Consider the following 15,177-nt stretch of genomic DNA (forward strand, 5'->3'; position numbering starts at 1 on the left):
GGATCGGCGCGATGTCCGAGCAGCCCACGCCGCAGCGCACGGCACAGGAGACCCGGGCCGCCCTTCTCGAGGCGGCGGCCGCGGAGATCCTCGAGTGCGGCTACGCGGCTGCGAGCCTCTCCGCGATCGCCGCCCGACACGGGCTGACGAAGGGGGCGCTGGCCCACCAGTTCCCCACGAAGAGCGCCTTCGTCAGCGCCCTGGGCGACGCGCTGCGCGAGGCCGTGCGCGCGTCGGTCGCCGCCGGGAGGAAGGCCTACCCCGACAGCCCCTCTCACGCACTCATCGCGTTCGTGCTGCACCTCGGGTCGCGGGCCACCAGCGACCCGGCGGTCGCTGCGGCGACGGCGCTGTTCTCCGACCGCGCGGTGCCGGACCCGCGACTCGCGGGGGCCGTGGGAGAGCTTCTCGAGGAGACCGAGCGGTTCGTCGCCGAGGCCTACGCGGCCGGTGAGGGCGACAGTTCCCTGCCACCGGCCGATGTCGCCGAGCACATCGTCGTCACGAACCTGGGAACGGCGTCGTTCCGGCTCCACCAGCATCCGACGGGACCTGGGCGGCCGCGGTTGCGCTTCCTGCGCATCACCCTCGCGGGCGCCGGGTTCCACGACGTCGACTCCGTCATCGACGAGGTGGTGTCCAGCCGGGCGAACGGGACGCTGGACGCGCTCCCGCCGAGCAGGAGCATGACCCGCTGACGTGGTGCGAGGGCCGGCGGACGCCGGCCCCCGCACCACCTCACCTCCGGGCGTCGGTGAGGCGTCGACCGAGAAGCAGCCCGGCACCGCCGAACAGCAGGAGTGCCGCGAGGGCGGCGGACCCCGCCGGCTCGACACCGGTGCTGGCCAGGGCTGCCGCCGGCCGCTGGGTCGCGGCCTCGCCGGTGTTCACGTCACTGTCCGCCGCCGGGACCGTCGGCTCCGGGTCCACCGGGTCCGTCGGGTCCGTGGGATCCGGGTCCACCGGGTCCGTCGGGTCGGTCGGGTCCGGGTCCACCGGGTCCGTCGGGTCCGTCGGGTCGGTCGGATCCGGGTCCACCGGGTCCGTCGGGTCCGGGTCCACCGGGTCCGTGGGATCCGGGTCCACCGGGTCCGTCGGGTCCGTCGGGTCCGGGTCCACCGGGTCCGTCGGGTCCGTCGGGTCGGTCGGGTCCGTCGGGTCGGTCGGGTCCGGGTCCACCGGGTCCGTCGGGTCGGTCGGGTCCGGGTCCACCGGGTCCGTCGGGTCCGTGGGATCCGGGTCCACCGGGTCCGTCGGGTCGGTCGGGTCCGGGTCCACCGGGTCCGTCGGGTCGGTCGGGTCCGGGTCCACCGGGTCCGTCGGGTCGGTCGGGTCCGGGTCCACCGGGTCCGTCGGGTCGGTCGGGTCCGGGTCCACCGGGTCCGTCGGGTCGGTCGGGTCCGGGTCCACCGGGTCCGTCGGGTCGGTCGGGTCCGGGTCCACCGGGTCCACCGGGTCGGTCGGGTCCGGGTCCACCGGGTCCGTCGGGTCCGTCGGGTCCGGGTCCACCGGGTCCGTGGGGTCTGGGTCCGCAGGCACGTCGCAGGGCAGCTGGCCGGTGAAGCCGTGGTGGTGGATCTCGCCACCGCCGGTCGTCGTCACCCGCCGGGCGACCCACTGACCGTTGGTCGTCACGTGCGAGCTGAACATCAGGTCGACCTCGGGCGCCCAGATGGCGCCGAGCTCGACCCCGTCGACGAGGACCTCGCCGCTGAGACCGGACAGGTCGTACATGATGTGGCGGGCGTAGGACTGCTGGGCGGAGGAGGCCGAGGACCAGCCCTCGATGCGGACCTGCTGGAGGCGGTCCGTGCCTGCCGGGACGTCGATGACGAGGGGCGCCTGCTCGGTCGGTGCGTAGCTCGCGGCCGCGCCCTCGAGCTTGACCGTGCGCCCGACGAGGTCCTCGTACGCCACGAGGTTGGGCCGGTCGGTCGCCAGGCCCGAGAGGTAGGCGAAGCCGTCCCGCTGCTCGACGGTGGCCTGCCGGACCAGGTCCTCCCCGGCTCCGGGGAGGTCGGCGAGACACTGGTTGGCCCGGGCGACCCCGTCCTCGAGCCCTGCGAAGTAGGCCTCGACGCTCGGCCGCTCGGTGGCGACGTCGGCGGTCGAGGCGCCCGCGAAGGGCACCGTCTTGAGGTCGATCTTGCCGGTCTGGTCGGCGTTGGGCACCGCGTCGTTGAGGAGGCGGAGGAAGTCGGAGCCGGCGGCCGGCCCGAGGCCCCCGCCGCGGGCGCTCGCCCGGAGGTTGGTGACGTCGACGAGCCGGACGACGGCCGTCGCCTCGGGCGACCCGGGGGCGATGGTCCCGGAGTCGTCGCGGTTGGAGACGTCGAGCGCGCCGGTGCCGACGTAGCGCTCGGCGAGCACCCGGACGGGGACGCCGTCGACGGTGGGCACCGTGTAGTCGGGCGTGCCGGCGGCCTGGTGGACGACGGGGTAGCCGTTCTGGTTCCCGGAGGACAGCTCGCCGAGGACGGCGATCGACCCCTCGAGCTCGCTGTTGCTCAGCGTGACGTCGCCGCGGGCGACGACGGTGAACCCGTTCGCGAGCGCGAACGGGTTGAACGAACTCGGCTCCGCCTGCGCGGGTCCCGCGCCGAGCATCCCGAACCCGGCGACGGCGATGGCGGCCGCGGAGACGAGCGCGACCCCCTGCCGCTGACGTCCCGGGCGGACGCGAACATGTCGGCCCAAGAGGATCTCCCTCCGACGGCGGAAGGTCCCGCCACGACAGCCGTCGTAGCGGGACGGCTAGACGGCAGTCTAGCCCCGGCTAGACGGAAGTCTAGCCACCGTCGCCGCGCAGGGAGGGGCCCCTTACACGCGGGCGAGCACCTCGGACTCGAGGCGGGCGTAGCTCGTCTCCATGCCGTCGACCATGCCGGTGGCGAGGACGGCCTCGCGGGTCGCCGCGTCGGGGTAGGTGACGACGAGGACGAGCAGCGTGCCGTCCGCGACGGGCGTGAGCGTGAGCTCGTTGAGCGTGGCCGGCCCGTCGGTCCCGATCATCCGCTCGGTGGTGACCTCACGGCAGGGCGGGACAGACTCCAGGAGCTCGCCGGTGAAGCCGAACCGCTCCCCTCCTCCCTCCTGCTCCCACTCGTTGCGGTAGGTGTCACCGACGGACCGGGCAACCTCGCACACCGGCATGGTCCAGCCGTCCGGGCCGAGCATCCAGCGGCGCAGCAGGTCGGGGTCGTGGTGTGCCTGCCACACGAGCTCGACCGGTCCGCGCACGAGCCGAGCGACCCGCACCTGCGTGTCCCCGAGGAGCTGCGCCTCGGCGCTCCGGTCGGCAGCGAAGGAGGCGAGGTCCGCGAGGACGTCGTCCACCTGCGAGAGGGCGGAGACCATGCCCTCCTCCATCCCCATGGCGAGGAGCTTCTCGAGGTCCTCCACCCCGGGGAAGTGCGTCGTCGTCGTCACGCGCGAGCCGCCCGGGGCCTCCTCGAAGCGGGTGGTCATGAGCATCGTCGGCATGTCCGGGTCGGGCTCCCCGTCGGCACCGGTGAAGCCGTCCCGGACCTCGAACGAGCGCCCGGGGTCGACGGCGAGGAAATCCCAGTAGCCGTGGGAGCGCTCCCCGTCCGGGCCGGTCATGTAGTAGGTCGACCGGCCCCCGGGGACGAGGTCGTGGCGGGTGAAGGTCGCGGGGTAGCCGGGCGGCCCCCAGAACCTCTCGAGCCGGCGGGGGTCGGCGTAGGCGTCCCACACCCGGCGCACGGGCACGGGGAAGTCGGCGACGATGGTCAGGGTCAGGGCGTCGAGGTCCTTGTCGACGGAGGTCAGTGGCATGGCAGTGCCTCTCAGGGGCGGTCACTCATCGGTGAGGAGCGCGTCGAGCCGGGCGACCCGACCGCTCCAGATCTGCTCGTACTGGTCCAGCAGCTGCTGGGCCTGCCGCAGCGTGTCGGGGTTGCCCCGCACGCGCCGTTCACGTCCCTGCGGTTCCTTGGTCACCAGGCCCGCTCCCTCCAGGACGGCGACGTGCTTCTGCACGGCCGCGAACGACATGTCGTACGCAGCGGCCAGCTCGGACACCGACGCCTCCTCGGTGAGGGTGCGCCGGACGATGTCGCGCCGGGTGGCGTCCGCGAGCGCCCGGAAGATCCGGTCGATCTCGTCGTCGGCCAGGGCGGGCCGTTCGCAACGTACAACCATTTGGTTGTACGTTATGCCCGCCCCGTGCCCACGTCAACCCCCTAGGCGTACCGCCGTGCGACGCGCACGGTCTGCGGCCCGTAGGACCCGCCGAAGATCACTGCGTGCATGATCAGCATCGTCAGCTGGTGCAGCCCCACCCGCTCGCGCCACCCCTGCGCCAGCGGCGAGACCTCCTGGTAGCCGGCGAGGATGTCGGGCAGCCGGTCCACCCCGAACAGGTCGAGCGCCGCGAGGTCCGTCTCGGCGTGCCCACCGTGTGCCGCCGGGTCGATGAGGACCCCGCACGGACCGTCGGCGCCCCGCGTCCACACGACGTTGCCGCCCCACAGGTCCCCGTGCAGGCGCGCCGCCCGCGGTCCGACGAGGGCGGGCTGGTCGTGGTCGAAGTCCCCTGCCGCGAGCCGGTCGGCCACCCGGTCGAGCACGCGGGCGCCGTCCTCGTCGAGGGCTCCCCTCGCCACCGCGCGCCGCACGTAGGGCCGGATCTGCTCCTCGGCGTAGAAGTCGGCCCAGCGCGTGTGCACGGGCGCGGCGTCGTGGTCGTGCAGCGGCATCGGGCCCGAGCTGCGCGGGACCGGCCCTCTCCAGCCGGGCGGGGCGCAGCCGAAGGACGGCGCGCCCGCGGCGTGGGTCCGGGCCAGCCCACGCCCGAAGGCGGCCGCCCCCTCGGCGGTCGCCTCCGCGGCGGGCAGGTGGACGAGGTCCAGCCAGCCCTCTCCCTCCCCGAGGATCTCGACGACGGGCGCGCCGCCCTGGTCCGTCGCGTCCGCGAGCCAGCGCAGCCCGGCCGCCTCGAACCGCAGCGTCTCGGGGTCGTCGGTCTTGTGGAAGATCCTCATCGGGCCATCGTGGCAAGCGCGCGGCGCGTGGGCGAGGCGGGTCCCCCGGTCGGGCGGGAGGTTAAGGTCGACATGTGACGGACACGGGCGGGCGAGGCACGGCAGTGGTGATCGAGGACGACGCGGACATCCGCTTCCTCCTGGAGACCACCCTCGTGCAGGCAGGGTTCACGGTGGCGACGGCGTCCACCGGCGAGGCAGGGGTCGAGGCGGTGCGCGAGCACCAGCCGGTGGTCGCCACCCTGGACATCTCCCTGCCCGACTTCGACGGCTTCGAGGTCGCGCGCCGCATCCGGGCGTTCTCCGACGCCTACATCCTCATGCTCACCGGCCGCGCCGACGAGATCGACACCCTGCTCGGCCTCGAGGCGGGGGCCGACGACTACGTGACCAAGCCGTTCCGGCCGCGTGAGGTGCGCGCCCGGATCGAGGCGATGCTCCGCCGTCCGCGGGCCGCCGGGGTCGCGCCGGCCGTGCCCGGCACCGACGAGGACGCCGTGCTCTCCCACGGGGAGCTGCGGCTGGACCGCGACGCCCGCGTCGTCGAGCTCGCCGGGGCGCCGCTCGTGCTCACCCGCAGCGAGTTCGACATCCTCGCCGCGCTGCTGGTCAACCCGCGGCGGGTGCTCACCAAGTCGCAGCTCGCGCGCTCGGTCTGGTCCGACAGCTATGACACCGGGACCGAGCCTGGCGAGGCCGACCACCGTTCGGTGGAGGTCCACGTCGCCAACCTGCGGCGCAAGCTCGGTGAGGACGCCACCAACCCGCGGCACGTCCAGACGGTCAGGGGCGTCGGCTACCGCCTCGGCGACCCGCGCTGAGCCGACTCAGGCCCGCTCGGGGCCGGTGAGCGCGGCGACGGTCGCCGCCGCGCCTCCGTCGATCTCGGTGAGCACGGCCCGCGCCGCCTCACCCGTGGCGGTGCGGGAGCGCGCGCAGGCGTCGGCGAGGGCGTGGGCGCCGAGCATGGTGGCCGAGCAGCCCAGGCTGAGCGCGGCGTCACGCAGCTCGGCGGGCTCCCCCGCGGCGACGGCGCGGCGCACCCGCTCCACCCGCTCAGGGAGCATGGCGAGGAAGTGGTCGACCATCCCCTCCGCCGCCGCGGCGCCGACGTCGGCGCGCAGCCGGGCGAGGGCCGCCGGGTCGAGCACGTCGCCGCTCACCGGTCAGCCGCAGTACGCCGCGCCGACGCCGACCCGCTCGACGCGGACCCTCACCGTCGTCGAGGAGGGGATCGTCGTGCCGTCGGCCAGGACGGCGACCACCCGGACCGAGTAGGTGTCGAACGTGACGACGTCGAACTGGTAAGGGCTCAGGGTGGCCGAGGGCCGGCTGCTCACCGGCGCGGTGCCGACCTCGCGCCAGGTCCCGCGGTCGTCGACCTGCAGGCTGAAGCGGGCGGCGTTCTGCGCCAGGCCCGCGCGGTCCCACTCCCAGGAGAGGGTGACGAACTGGTTGAGGAAGCCGCGGGAGCAGGTGGGGCCGGTGACGCGCGGAGCCGCCGGTAGCTGCTGGGTGGCGGACCACGCCGTGGAGGCGGTCCACGCCGAGGAGCCGGCGGCCAGGCCGGTGACGCTCGTCGCGAAGGACAGGGCGCGCCCGCCCAGCTCGGCGCGCACCTTGTCCGAGGGCACGAAGGTGAGGCACAGGGTCCGGGCCCCGGTGATCTGCTGGCCGGTGACGGTGAAGGAGGTTCCCGCGCCGCTCGGGCTCGCGGTGAACGCCGGGGCGCCGCCGTTCGGGCAGGTGCCGCCCGCCGTGGCGAGGCGGTACTCGATCGTCGAGCCCGCGAGGTCGCTGCCGGTGAGGGCGCGGCCGTCCACACCCACCCGCACGGCGCTGGGCTGCCAGGTCCCGTGGACGTCACCGGACATCGCGATGGTGGCGCTCGTCGAGCCCGACGGCGCCACGTCGACGCGCACTCCCCCGGTGCGCAGCGCAGGGACGGTGACCACGACCTCGTCGCTCCATGCCGCGAGCGTCGTGCCCGAGGGGCGCAGCACGAGGGCGCCGCCGAGGAGGAGGGCCAGGAGGAGCACGACGGCGGTGGGCCGCTCGACCGTCATGGCATCTCCTGGGTGAGGGTCCATCGCAGGGCGCCGGCGTCGAGCGTCGTGTGCTGCGGGAGACCGGCCGGGACGGTGAGCTCGACGACGGCGGTCGTCCGGGCGCCGTCGTGCTCGGGGGTGACGGTCCAGCGGTGGGGGCCCGCGCCGGGCAGCGGCGTCGTCACGATGACGGTCGCACCACCGAGGCCGCGCAGGGCGGTGGTGTCGAGGGCGAGGCGGCCGGTGAGCAGGTCACCGGAGGCCGCGACCCGGACGGTCGAGGTCACGCGGACGACGTCGCCCGGGACGAGGGCGGTGCCTGCGGGCAGGGGCTGGGTGGTGCCCGGCCGCAGGACGACGGTCGCGGCGGCGAGCGGCTCCACGCTGAGCTCGCCCGCGCTCACCGCCGCGAGGTCACGCTGCTCGGCGTCGTTCCAGCCGGCGAGCGTCGTGCCACCGCCGGAGAGGAGGACGGTGGCCAGGCCTGCGGCGACGGCGGCGCGGGTGAGTCTGCTGGGCACGGTGGTCCTCCTCTCCGGGACGGCGGGTGGGGTGTCGGGTGGGTCAGCCGACGACGGGGGTCTGGGTGAGGGTGACGTCCAGCCCGCCGAGGTTGACGCTCTGTCCCTGCCCGACCAGGCCGGCGGTGGTCTCGTCGAACGTCACGGTCACCGACACCTCCACCGTCTGGTCCGCGCCGGTGGCCACCACCGGGGCCGAGGCACCGGAGACGGGCTGTCCGTTCAGGCTCATCGCCGAGGACGCCGCCAGGCGGCCGCGCAGCTCCCCGTCCCCGCCCAGCTCGCGCAGGTTGTGCGACACCGCGGCCCGCAGCAGGTCCCCGCTGGCCTCCACCGACAGCGTCTCGCGGTAGGTCAGCGCATCCCCCGGCACGACCTCGTAGCGGGCCGCGGCCACGGCCGCCGTCACGTCCGTGCCGACGACGTTGGTCCACGAGCCCGTCCCGCCCTCCAGGTCCAGCACGCCGGAGCGGATCGCGGTGTCCACGGCCGCGGCCTGGGTGTCGGACCACTGTGCGAAGGTCACGCCACCGGCACCCAGCAGCACCACCCCCACACCGGCGGCCGCCACGGCCTTCCAGCCGGCGGAGGAATGACGAACGCGAGCGGAGGAACGAGAGATCATGATCGATGCCCTTCAGGTCAGGAGCCGGACTCCCCGGCACTGACCACACACTCCCGCGCCCACCTCAACCACCCCTGCGCGTCCCCGCGGGCCGACCTCAGGAGTTCCTCAGGATCGCTCCGGCCCGGCCGGGGCGGGTGCCACGTCCTCCTCGTGCGTCCGCTCGGGGCGCGGCGGGCGCGGTCCGGCGACCTGCCTGTCGTCGTTCCACGCGGGGAGGAGCACGTCGACGTTCGTCCCGCTGCCGGGCCCGGAGCGCAGGGCGATGGTGCCGCCGAGCGCCTCGACGATCTGCCGGCTGATGTGCAGGCCCAGGCCCGTGCCCTGGACGGGGCCGTTGCGCACCTCGGGCGCGCGGTAGAAGCGTGAGAACAGGCGCTGCTGCGCGTCGGCGGCGATCCCGGGGCCGTCGTCGGTGACGGTGAGCCGCACGCGCCGGCTCGGCGCGCCGACGAGCTCGATGCGCACGTGGCCGCCGGGGCGGGTGTACTTCACGGCGTTGGACACGACGTTGTCGACCACCTGGGTGAGGCGTCCGACGTCGCCGGCGACGACGGCGTCGCCCTCCGCGGCGACCTCGACGGTGATGTCCCGGTCGTCCGCGCGCGGGGTCTGGGACTCCACGACGTCGGCGACGACGGACCGCAGGTCGACGGGCTCGCGGGAGGCGACGTCGGCACCCGTGCGGGCGGCGGTGAGGAGGTTGTCGATGAGGATGCGCAGCCGCCCGGCGTTGCGGTCGGCGACGTCGAGGTAGGTGCGCAGGTGGGGTGGGAGGTCGGGGTCGTCGAGCGCGAGTTCGAGGTAGCCGGTCACCGAGGTGAGCGGGGTGCGCAGCTCGTGGGAGACCGAGGAGACGAAGTCCTCGCGCTCGGAGAGCGCCTGCAGCTCGCCGGTGACGTCGTGGAGGGCGAGGACGGCGCCGTCGCTGCGCCCGTCCGGGCCGGGCAGCGGGCCCGCCGAGACACGGAAGGCGGTGCGCTCGTCGGCCGCCGGCGCCCACCACACCACCCGCCGGTCCACCGCCTCACCGGACGCGACGCTGCGCAGCCGCTCCTCACCCACGGGGGTGAGGCCGTCGGCCAGGTAGAGGTGCTCGGCGATGACCGTGATCGGGGCCCCGGGGACCGCCCGCCCGCCGGTCACCGTCTCGAGGGAGCGGTTGGCGACGACGATCCGGCCGTCCGGGCCGACGACGGCGACGCCCGCGTCGATCGTGTCGAGCACGCCCTCGAGGCGGGCCCGGTCCTGGGACGTCTCCTCCAGGAGGCGCGCGACGAGCGCGTTCTGCCTCGCGAGGAGCGCGCTGCGGCTGGTTGCACGGTCCTCGGCGAAGCCGAGGTAGCAGGCCACCGCGATGACGACCGCCGGCACGATGAAGAACCGCGAGGCGTTGTCGGGTCCGATGACCAGCGCGCCGCGGTCGAGCGCCGTGACGACGTCCACGCTCGTCGATGCGGCCACCCCGGTGAGGACCGCGACCACCGTGCCCGTCCGGCCCATCCGGGCCAGCCACAGGACGGGCAGGACGATGAGCACCGAGGCGCGGGTCCCGTTGCTCAGGAGTGCGACGACGGCGGCCATGTCGAGCAGGGGCACCGTGGCCTCGGCCCACCGCGGGAGGCGGGGCCAGGGCGCGGCGGCGGCGAGGACGGTCGCCACCGCGCTGATGCCGATCGCGACGAGCACGGCTCCGGGCAGCAGCTCGGCGTGCTCACGCCAGAGGATGACCGCGACGACGAGCACGCCGAAGACACCGGTGAACGGCAGCTGCCGGCCGAGGACGACGAAACGGTGGTGGCCGCCGTCGGCGGGGGCGGGGACGTGGTGACCGGACATCCGCCGAGCCTACGGGCAGCCCCCGGGGCCACCGTGGCGCCCGCTCAGCCGCCGAGCAGCTCCTCGACCCACTCCGGCACGAGGCGCCCGGCGGGCCCGGTGCGGACCTCGTCGAAGAAGCGCGAGCCCTCGCTCGGCTCCAGGTTGAGCTCGAGGGTGTGCGCCCCGCTGCTCGCGGCGAGCGAGACGTACCCGGCGGCGGGGTAGACGGAGCCGGAGGTCCCGACGGAGACGAACAGGTCGCACCCGCTCACGGCGCGGCCGATGCGGTCGAGCTCGTAGGGCACCTCGCCGAACCACACGACGTCGGGGCGCAGCGCCCGCGCGCCGCACACCGGGCAGGGCGGTGAGGGCAGCAGGTCCTCCTCCCAGCGGGGGCGGGACCCGCACGCCTCGCACGCGGCACGCAGCAGCTCCCCGTGCATGTGGACCACGCGCCGTGACCCGGCGCGCTCGTGGAGGTCGTCGACGTTCTGGGTGACGACGAGCAGGTCCTCCCCGAGCTCCTCCTCGAGGCGGGCCAGGGCGAGGTGGGCGGGGTTGGGCTCGACGTGGGCGAGGGAGCGCCGGCGGGCGTCGTAGAAGCGCTGGACGAGCTCGCGGTCGCGGGCAAAGCCCTCGGGCGTGGCGACGGCGTTGACGTCGTGGCCCTCCCACAGCCCGCCGTCGTCCCGGAACGTCCGCACGCCCGACTCCGCCGAGATCCCGGCTCCCGTGAGCACCACAACCCGCACCCCGACATTATGACTCCCCTCTCACTCCCCTCCTCCCCCGCCGAGCGCCGGATCCTGCACACCCGGCGCGCCGCTACGGTGTGGTCGTGAGACCTCCACTGCGCCGGATCCGCCACCTCGTCGGCGCCGCGCCCGCCTGGCTGCGCCTCGCGCTCGCCGTCGTCCTCGTCGTGCTCGGCGTCCTCACGCTGCTGCGCCCAGCGACCTCACTGGGCGTGCTCGCGCTCGTCATCGGCGCAGGTCTGCTGCTCCAGGGCCTCACCGAGCTCGTCACGGGGCGCGCCGGGTCGTGGCGCGCCGTCGCCACGTGCGTGCTGTGGGCCGCCGCCGGCGCGGTCGTGCTCCTGCTGCCCGGGCTCACCGTCCGCCTCCTCGCGCTCACCGTCGGCATCGGCCTCGTGCTCGACGGCGCGGTACGGCTCGTCGCCGCCGCCCGCCGTGACACCTCGACCAACGACCGAGTCGCCGACGGTGCGTTCGGCGTGGCCGGCGTCGTCTTCGGGGTGCTCGCGCTCGTGTGGCCGGACATCACCGCCCTCGCCGTGTCGGTCGTGCTCGGCGCCCGCCTGCTCATGACCGGGCTCGCGCTCGGCTGGGCGACACTCGGCGCCCGCCACTCCCCCGCACCCCGAGGCGGCCGTCGGCCGCGCGGCCGGGCGGTCGCCGCGGTCCTCGCCGTCGTCGTCGCGGTCGGTGCCGTCGCCGCGAGCGCCGTCCTGCGGGAGGGCTCGACCGTCACCGACCCGTTCTACGCCGCGCCGCGCGACCTGCCCGACGACCCGGGCCGGCTCGTCCGGGCCGAGCCGTTCACCCGCGGTGTGCCTCCCGGCGGCACCGGCTGGCGAATCCTGTACACGACCACCCGCGGTGACGGCAGCGCCGCCGTCGCCAGCGGGCTCGTCGTCGTGCCCGCCGAGGGCGAGGGCCCGTGGCCGGTCATCGGGTGGAGCCACGGGACGACGGGCGTCGCCCAGCACTGCGCGCCCTCGCTCGCGGCCGAGCCGTTCGAGTCCGGCGCGCTGCTCGTCCTGCCGGAGGTCCTCGACCGGGGGTGGGCGCTCGTCGCCACGGACTACCTCGGCCTGGGCACCGCCGGACCGCACCCCTACCTCATCGGCCCGGACACGGCGACGGCGTCGCTCGACGCCGTCCGGGCGGCCGCCGAGCTCGAGGAGGCCGACCTCGGCGAGCAGGCAGTGCTGTGGGGCCACTCCCAGGGAGGCGGTGCGGCACTGTGGTCGGGCGCCGTCGTCGATGAGTACGCCCCGGAGCTCGACATCGCCGGGGTGGCCGCCCTCGCCCCGGCGAGCGACCTGCGCGGGCTGGTCGGCAGCCTCGCCGACGCGCCCGGGGGCAGCGTCATCGCCTCGTTCGTCGCCGCCGCGTACACCGCCGAGTACGACGACGTCACCTACCGCGAGTACGTCCGGCCCGGCGCCGAGGTGGTCGTCCGGCAGATGGCGCAGCGCTGCCTCGCCTCACCGGGTGTGCTCGCCTCGGTCCTCACCGCGCTGGCGGTGTCCCAGGAGCCGACCATCCTCGCCGCCGACCCGGCGAGCGGCGCGTTCGGCGAGCGGCTGGCCCAGAACGAGCCGCCGGCGACGATCACCGCTCCGCTGCTCCTCGCGCAGGGCGGTGCCGACTCCCTCATCACCCCTCAGGTGCAGCGCGGGTACGTCGAGCGCCTGTGTGCGGCGGGGGTCGGCGTCGACCACCGGACCTACCCCGGCCGCGACCACCTCTCCCTCGTCGCCGCGGACTCCCCGCTCGTGCCCGAGCTCCTCGCGTGGACGGCGGACCGTCTCGCCGGGGTGCCGGCGCCGGCGGGGTGCCCTGGCAGCTGACTCCTCCGTCAGCGTCCGCCGTAGACGGGGAACACGCCGGACCTGCCGTAGTCGCGCTCGTCCAGGTTCCGCAGCGCCTCCATGTCCTCCTCGCTGATGACGAAGTCGACGTCGGCGTTGGACCGCATGTGATCCGGGTTCGTGGTCTTCGGCAGCGACACGGTGCCGAGCTGGAGGGTGTAGCGGATGCACAGCTGCGGGACGCTCACGCCGTACCTGTCGGCGATCGCACCCACCCGCTCGTTACCCAGGATCTCGCCGTGGGCGATCGGGGAGTACGCCTCGACGAGGATCGCCGCGTCCTGGCAGTAGGCGATCAGCTCGCTCGGGGTGTTGCCCGCGTGGACGAGGATCTGGTTGACCTGCGGGGCGACGGTGCCGTGGGCGAGGAGGTTCTCGATGTCGGCCCGGAGGAAGTTGGAGACCCCGATGGACCGGATCGTGCCGGCCCGGTAGGCCTCCTCGAGGGCGCGCCACGCCTGTCGGTTGCCCTCGGCGTAGTCCCCGCCGCGGAAGTCGTCCCACGGCTGCGGGCTGTGGATGAGCATGAGGTCGAGGTAGCCCACGTCGAGCGTGGCCACGGACTTCTCGATCGCCGCGACCGCGGCGTCGTACTCCTTGATCTCCGCCGCGAGCTTCGTCGACACGAACAGCTCCTCGCGCGCGACGCCGCTGGTGCGCACGCCCTCGCCGACGCCGCGCTCGTTGCCGTAGGCCTGCGCGGTGTCGACGTTCCGGTACCCGATCGCGACCGCGTCCCGCACGGTCTGGGCGGCCGCGCCGTCCTCGATGAACCACGTGCCCAGCCCGAGCCGCGGGATGGGCACCCCGTTGGCGAGGGTGGCAGTCTCCTCCAGGATGCTCACGTGTCCGCTCCCTTCGGCGTCGCGACCGCTGCGCCGTGCGGGGCGCACGGCCACAACGCTACGGACACGGTGTCCGGAGCGCGCGTCGACCCGGACCGTTCACCCGCGGCGCGCGAGGGCGACGTCGACCCAGAGTGCGAGCCCTGCGCCGGACAGCGCCTCGGGCTCGACCTCGATCCAGCCGGCGCCCATGTCACGGCCCGTGCCCATCGTCGCCTGCCGCGCCCCGGGCCGGGTGGTGAGCTCGCCGTGGCGGTCCGGGTCGACCCGCACGAGCAGGCCTCCGGTCCGCAGCGCACCGACGAGGAGCTGCTCGCGCACCATGAACGAGCGGGTGCCGAACATCGCCACCTCCCGGACCGCCTTCTCGCGGGCGAGCAGCGCCCGGACCCGGTCGGCGGTCTCGGCCTGCGCGGTCACCGGGCACCGCCGTCGGGCGGTCCGAAGGACAGCCGGTCGAAGGCCTCGATCCCGACGAGGTCGACGCCGGGGGCGCGGCAGGTGACGTCCTCGGCGACGAGGCTCATCGCGTCCTCGACGCGGCCCGACGTCCAGGCCCGGTGGTAGTCCGTGACGACGTCGCGGGCGGGTGGGGGGTTCATGGCGGTGCTCCCTCGCTGTGGGGTGCTACGCGGTCAGGGCTCCTCGCCGAGGGGGCGCCAGCGATCGGCACCGGGGTCACCGCCCGCCGCCGCGACGGCGATCCGGGCGAGGAAGTGGGTCCACCCGTCGGCGTGGCCGGCGACGGCGGCCTGTGGCAGGCCGGAGTGGGTGAGGTCGACGCGGGTCCCGGCCCCGGTGGGCACGAGACGGAACTCGACGGTCGACGTCCCGGGCGGGAGCTCCTCACTCCCGGCGATCCCCCACGAGACGACGACGCGCACGGGCCGCTCGACGTGCACGTAGCGGCCGCGGATCGGGTGACCGGCGACGTCGACGGCGAACAGGCCGCCGGCGCGCGGGTCCAGGGTGGCGTGCTGCCCCATCCAGGCGGTCATGCCCGCCTCGGTGACGAGGTAGTCGAAGACGGTCTCGGGCGGCGCGGCGATCTCCACCGAGTCGCGGTACTCAGCCACGGTCACCCTCGACGGCCGCCTTGAGGGCGGCCAGCCGGCTCGGCCAGAAGTCGTCGAGGAAGGCGCGGACCGCGTCGAGGCCGCCGGTGTCGACGGCGAACAGGTGGCGGCGGCCCTCGCGGGTACCGACGACGAGCCCGGCCTCGCGCAGCACGCGCAGGTGGTGGGAGGCGGTCTGCTGGGAGAGCCCGACCTCCTCGGCGATCGCGCCGACGGCGTGGGGGCCGGGCCGCAGGACGGTGAGGATCGCGCGCCGGTTCGGGTCGGCGAGTGCCTTGAGCGCGACGTCGAGGTCGGCGGTCTGTGCCATCACCTCACCCCCTCGCGTCCACGCTAGCACAAACGAGCGTTTGTACATATGGTCGTGAGTGGCTCTTGCGCCCGGGAAAGCGAAGAACCCGGACCCTCTGCGGGTGTCCGGGTTCTTCGTCTGTGGAGCTAGGGGGATTCGAACCCCCGACCTCTTCCATGCCATGGAAGCGCGCTACCAACTGCGCCATAGCCCCTCGTTGCGTGTTCGAGTCTAGACGACGGCGGACCCTGCTGACCAATCCCAGCACGGTGGTGAGCACCACATCGCCGTCAGCGGCGTGTCGGCGGCGAGGGAGGCGACATCCC

Annotated in this window: 18 protein-coding genes and 1 tRNA gene; 3 read left to right on the forward strand and 16 right to left on the reverse strand. The window is 74.7% G+C overall.

The window, feature by feature from the left end; translation table 11 throughout:
* The first annotated feature begins 11 nt into the window (after positions 1-11).
* Positions 12-698: a TetR/AcrR family transcriptional regulator gene (locus FE251_RS10380; RefSeq protein WP_168202706.1), complete on the forward strand. Its 687-nt coding sequence runs from the start codon at positions 12-14 to the stop codon at positions 696-698.
* A 40-nt stretch (positions 699-738) separates the two neighbouring features.
* Here FE251_RS10380 and FE251_RS10385 read toward each other — a convergent pair whose 3' ends face one another.
* The 4 genes from FE251_RS10385 to FE251_RS10400 all read right to left on the reverse strand — a co-directional run bounded on the left by FE251_RS10385 (position 739) and on the right by FE251_RS10400 (position 5,006).
* Complete coding sequence (locus FE251_RS10385) at positions 739-2,697, reverse strand: collagen-binding domain-containing protein (RefSeq protein WP_179954753.1); 1,959 nt, start codon at positions 2,695-2,697, stop codon at positions 739-741.
* A 123-nt stretch (positions 2,698-2,820) separates the two neighbouring features.
* Positions 2,821-3,798, reverse strand: coding sequence for an SRPBCC family protein (locus FE251_RS10390; protein ID WP_139948722.1), 978 nt, complete (start codon positions 3,796-3,798; stop codon positions 2,821-2,823).
* Positions 3,799-3,819: 21 nt separating this feature from the next.
* Positions 3,820-4,164: an ArsR/SmtB family transcription factor gene (locus FE251_RS10395; protein WP_139948723.1), complete on the reverse strand. Its 345-nt coding sequence runs from the start codon at positions 4,162-4,164 to the stop codon at positions 3,820-3,822.
* Positions 4,165-4,205: 41 nt separating this feature from the next.
* A complete protein-coding gene (locus FE251_RS10400) occupies positions 4,206-5,006 on the reverse strand; it encodes a fructosamine kinase family protein (RefSeq protein WP_139948724.1) in 801 nt (266 codons plus the stop codon).
* A 104-nt stretch (positions 5,007-5,110) separates the two neighbouring features.
* On the opposite strand from FE251_RS10400, the gene FE251_RS10405 reads away from it, so the two are divergent.
* Positions 5,111-5,827 carry a response regulator transcription factor gene (locus FE251_RS10405; protein WP_230976625.1) on the forward strand — a complete coding sequence of 239 codons (717 nt, stop codon included), beginning with the start codon at positions 5,111-5,113 and terminating at the stop codon, positions 5,825-5,827.
* 6 nt (positions 5,828-5,833) lie between these two features.
* On the opposite strand, the gene FE251_RS10410 is transcribed toward FE251_RS10405, so the two are convergent.
* The 6 genes from FE251_RS10410 to FE251_RS10435 form a co-directional block, all read right to left on the reverse strand.
* Complete coding sequence (locus FE251_RS10410; protein WP_139948725.1) at positions 5,834-6,169, reverse strand: Hpt domain-containing protein; 336 nt, start codon at positions 6,167-6,169, stop codon at positions 5,834-5,836.
* Positions 6,170-6,172: 3 nt separating this feature from the next.
* Positions 6,173-7,072: a hypothetical protein gene (locus FE251_RS10415; RefSeq protein WP_139948726.1), complete on the reverse strand. Its 900-nt coding sequence runs from the start codon at positions 7,070-7,072 to the stop codon at positions 6,173-6,175.
* A complete protein-coding gene (locus FE251_RS10420) occupies positions 7,069-7,575 on the reverse strand; it encodes an alternate-type signal peptide domain-containing protein (RefSeq protein WP_139948727.1) in 507 nt (168 codons plus the stop codon). Before FE251_RS10420 ends, FE251_RS10415 begins: the two co-directional genes overlap by 4 nt.
* 43 nt (positions 7,576-7,618) lie before the next feature.
* Positions 7,619-8,200, reverse strand: coding sequence for an alternate-type signal peptide domain-containing protein (locus tag FE251_RS10425; RefSeq protein WP_139948728.1), 582 nt, complete (start codon positions 8,198-8,200; stop codon positions 7,619-7,621).
* Between the two features lie 108 nt (positions 8,201-8,308).
* The gene (locus FE251_RS10430) at positions 8,309-10,039 is read right to left on the reverse strand and encodes a sensor histidine kinase (protein WP_139948729.1); all 1,731 of its coding nucleotides are present in this window, start codon (positions 10,037-10,039) and stop codon (positions 8,309-8,311) included.
* Positions 10,040-10,083: 44 nt separating this feature from the next.
* Complete coding sequence (locus FE251_RS10435) at positions 10,084-10,773, reverse strand: NAD-dependent deacylase (RefSeq protein ID WP_139072130.1); 690 nt, start codon at positions 10,771-10,773, stop codon at positions 10,084-10,086.
* An 86-nt stretch (positions 10,774-10,859) separates the two neighbouring features.
* Here FE251_RS10435 and FE251_RS10440 point away from each other — a divergent pair, with 86 nt between their 5' ends.
* Positions 10,860-12,617, forward strand: a complete 1,758-nt coding sequence (locus FE251_RS10440) for a lipase family protein (RefSeq protein ID WP_139948730.1) — start codon at positions 10,860-10,862, stop codon at positions 12,615-12,617.
* Positions 12,618-12,625: 8 nt separating this feature from the next.
* Here FE251_RS10440 and FE251_RS10445 read toward each other — a convergent pair whose 3' ends face one another.
* The 6 genes from FE251_RS10445 to FE251_RS10470 all read right to left on the reverse strand — a co-directional run bounded on the left by FE251_RS10445 (position 12,626) and on the right by FE251_RS10470 (position 15,065).
* Positions 12,626-13,483: an aldo/keto reductase gene (locus tag FE251_RS10445; protein WP_139948731.1), complete on the reverse strand. Its 858-nt coding sequence runs from the start codon at positions 13,481-13,483 to the stop codon at positions 12,626-12,628.
* A gap of 99 nt (positions 13,484-13,582) precedes the next feature.
* A complete protein-coding gene (locus FE251_RS10450; RefSeq protein WP_168202707.1) occupies positions 13,583-13,903 on the reverse strand; it encodes a TfoX/Sxy family protein in 321 nt (106 codons plus the stop codon).
* On the reverse strand, positions 13,900-14,085 hold the full coding sequence (locus FE251_RS10455) for a nuclear transport factor 2 family protein (RefSeq protein ID WP_139948732.1): 186 nt from the start codon (positions 14,083-14,085) through the stop codon (positions 13,900-13,902). The genes FE251_RS10450 and FE251_RS10455 overlap by 4 nt, the downstream gene beginning before the upstream one ends.
* A 33-nt stretch (positions 14,086-14,118) precedes the next feature.
* Positions 14,119-14,559, reverse strand: coding sequence for an SRPBCC family protein (locus FE251_RS10460; RefSeq protein WP_139072126.1), 441 nt, complete (start codon positions 14,557-14,559; stop codon positions 14,119-14,121).
* Positions 14,552-14,869: an ArsR/SmtB family transcription factor gene (locus FE251_RS10465; protein ID WP_139072125.1), complete on the reverse strand. Its 318-nt coding sequence runs from the start codon at positions 14,867-14,869 to the stop codon at positions 14,552-14,554. Before FE251_RS10465 ends, FE251_RS10460 begins: the two co-directional genes overlap by 8 nt.
* 123 nt (positions 14,870-14,992) lie before the next feature.
* Positions 14,993-15,065 (reverse strand) — tRNA-Ala (locus tag FE251_RS10470).
* Positions 15,066-15,177: the final 112 nt, after the last annotated feature.

The sequence above is a fragment of the Georgenia wutianyii genome, from assembly GCF_006349365.1.
GTDB classification, from domain to species: domain Bacteria; phylum Actinomycetota; class Actinomycetes; order Actinomycetales; family Actinomycetaceae; genus Oceanitalea; species Oceanitalea wutianyii.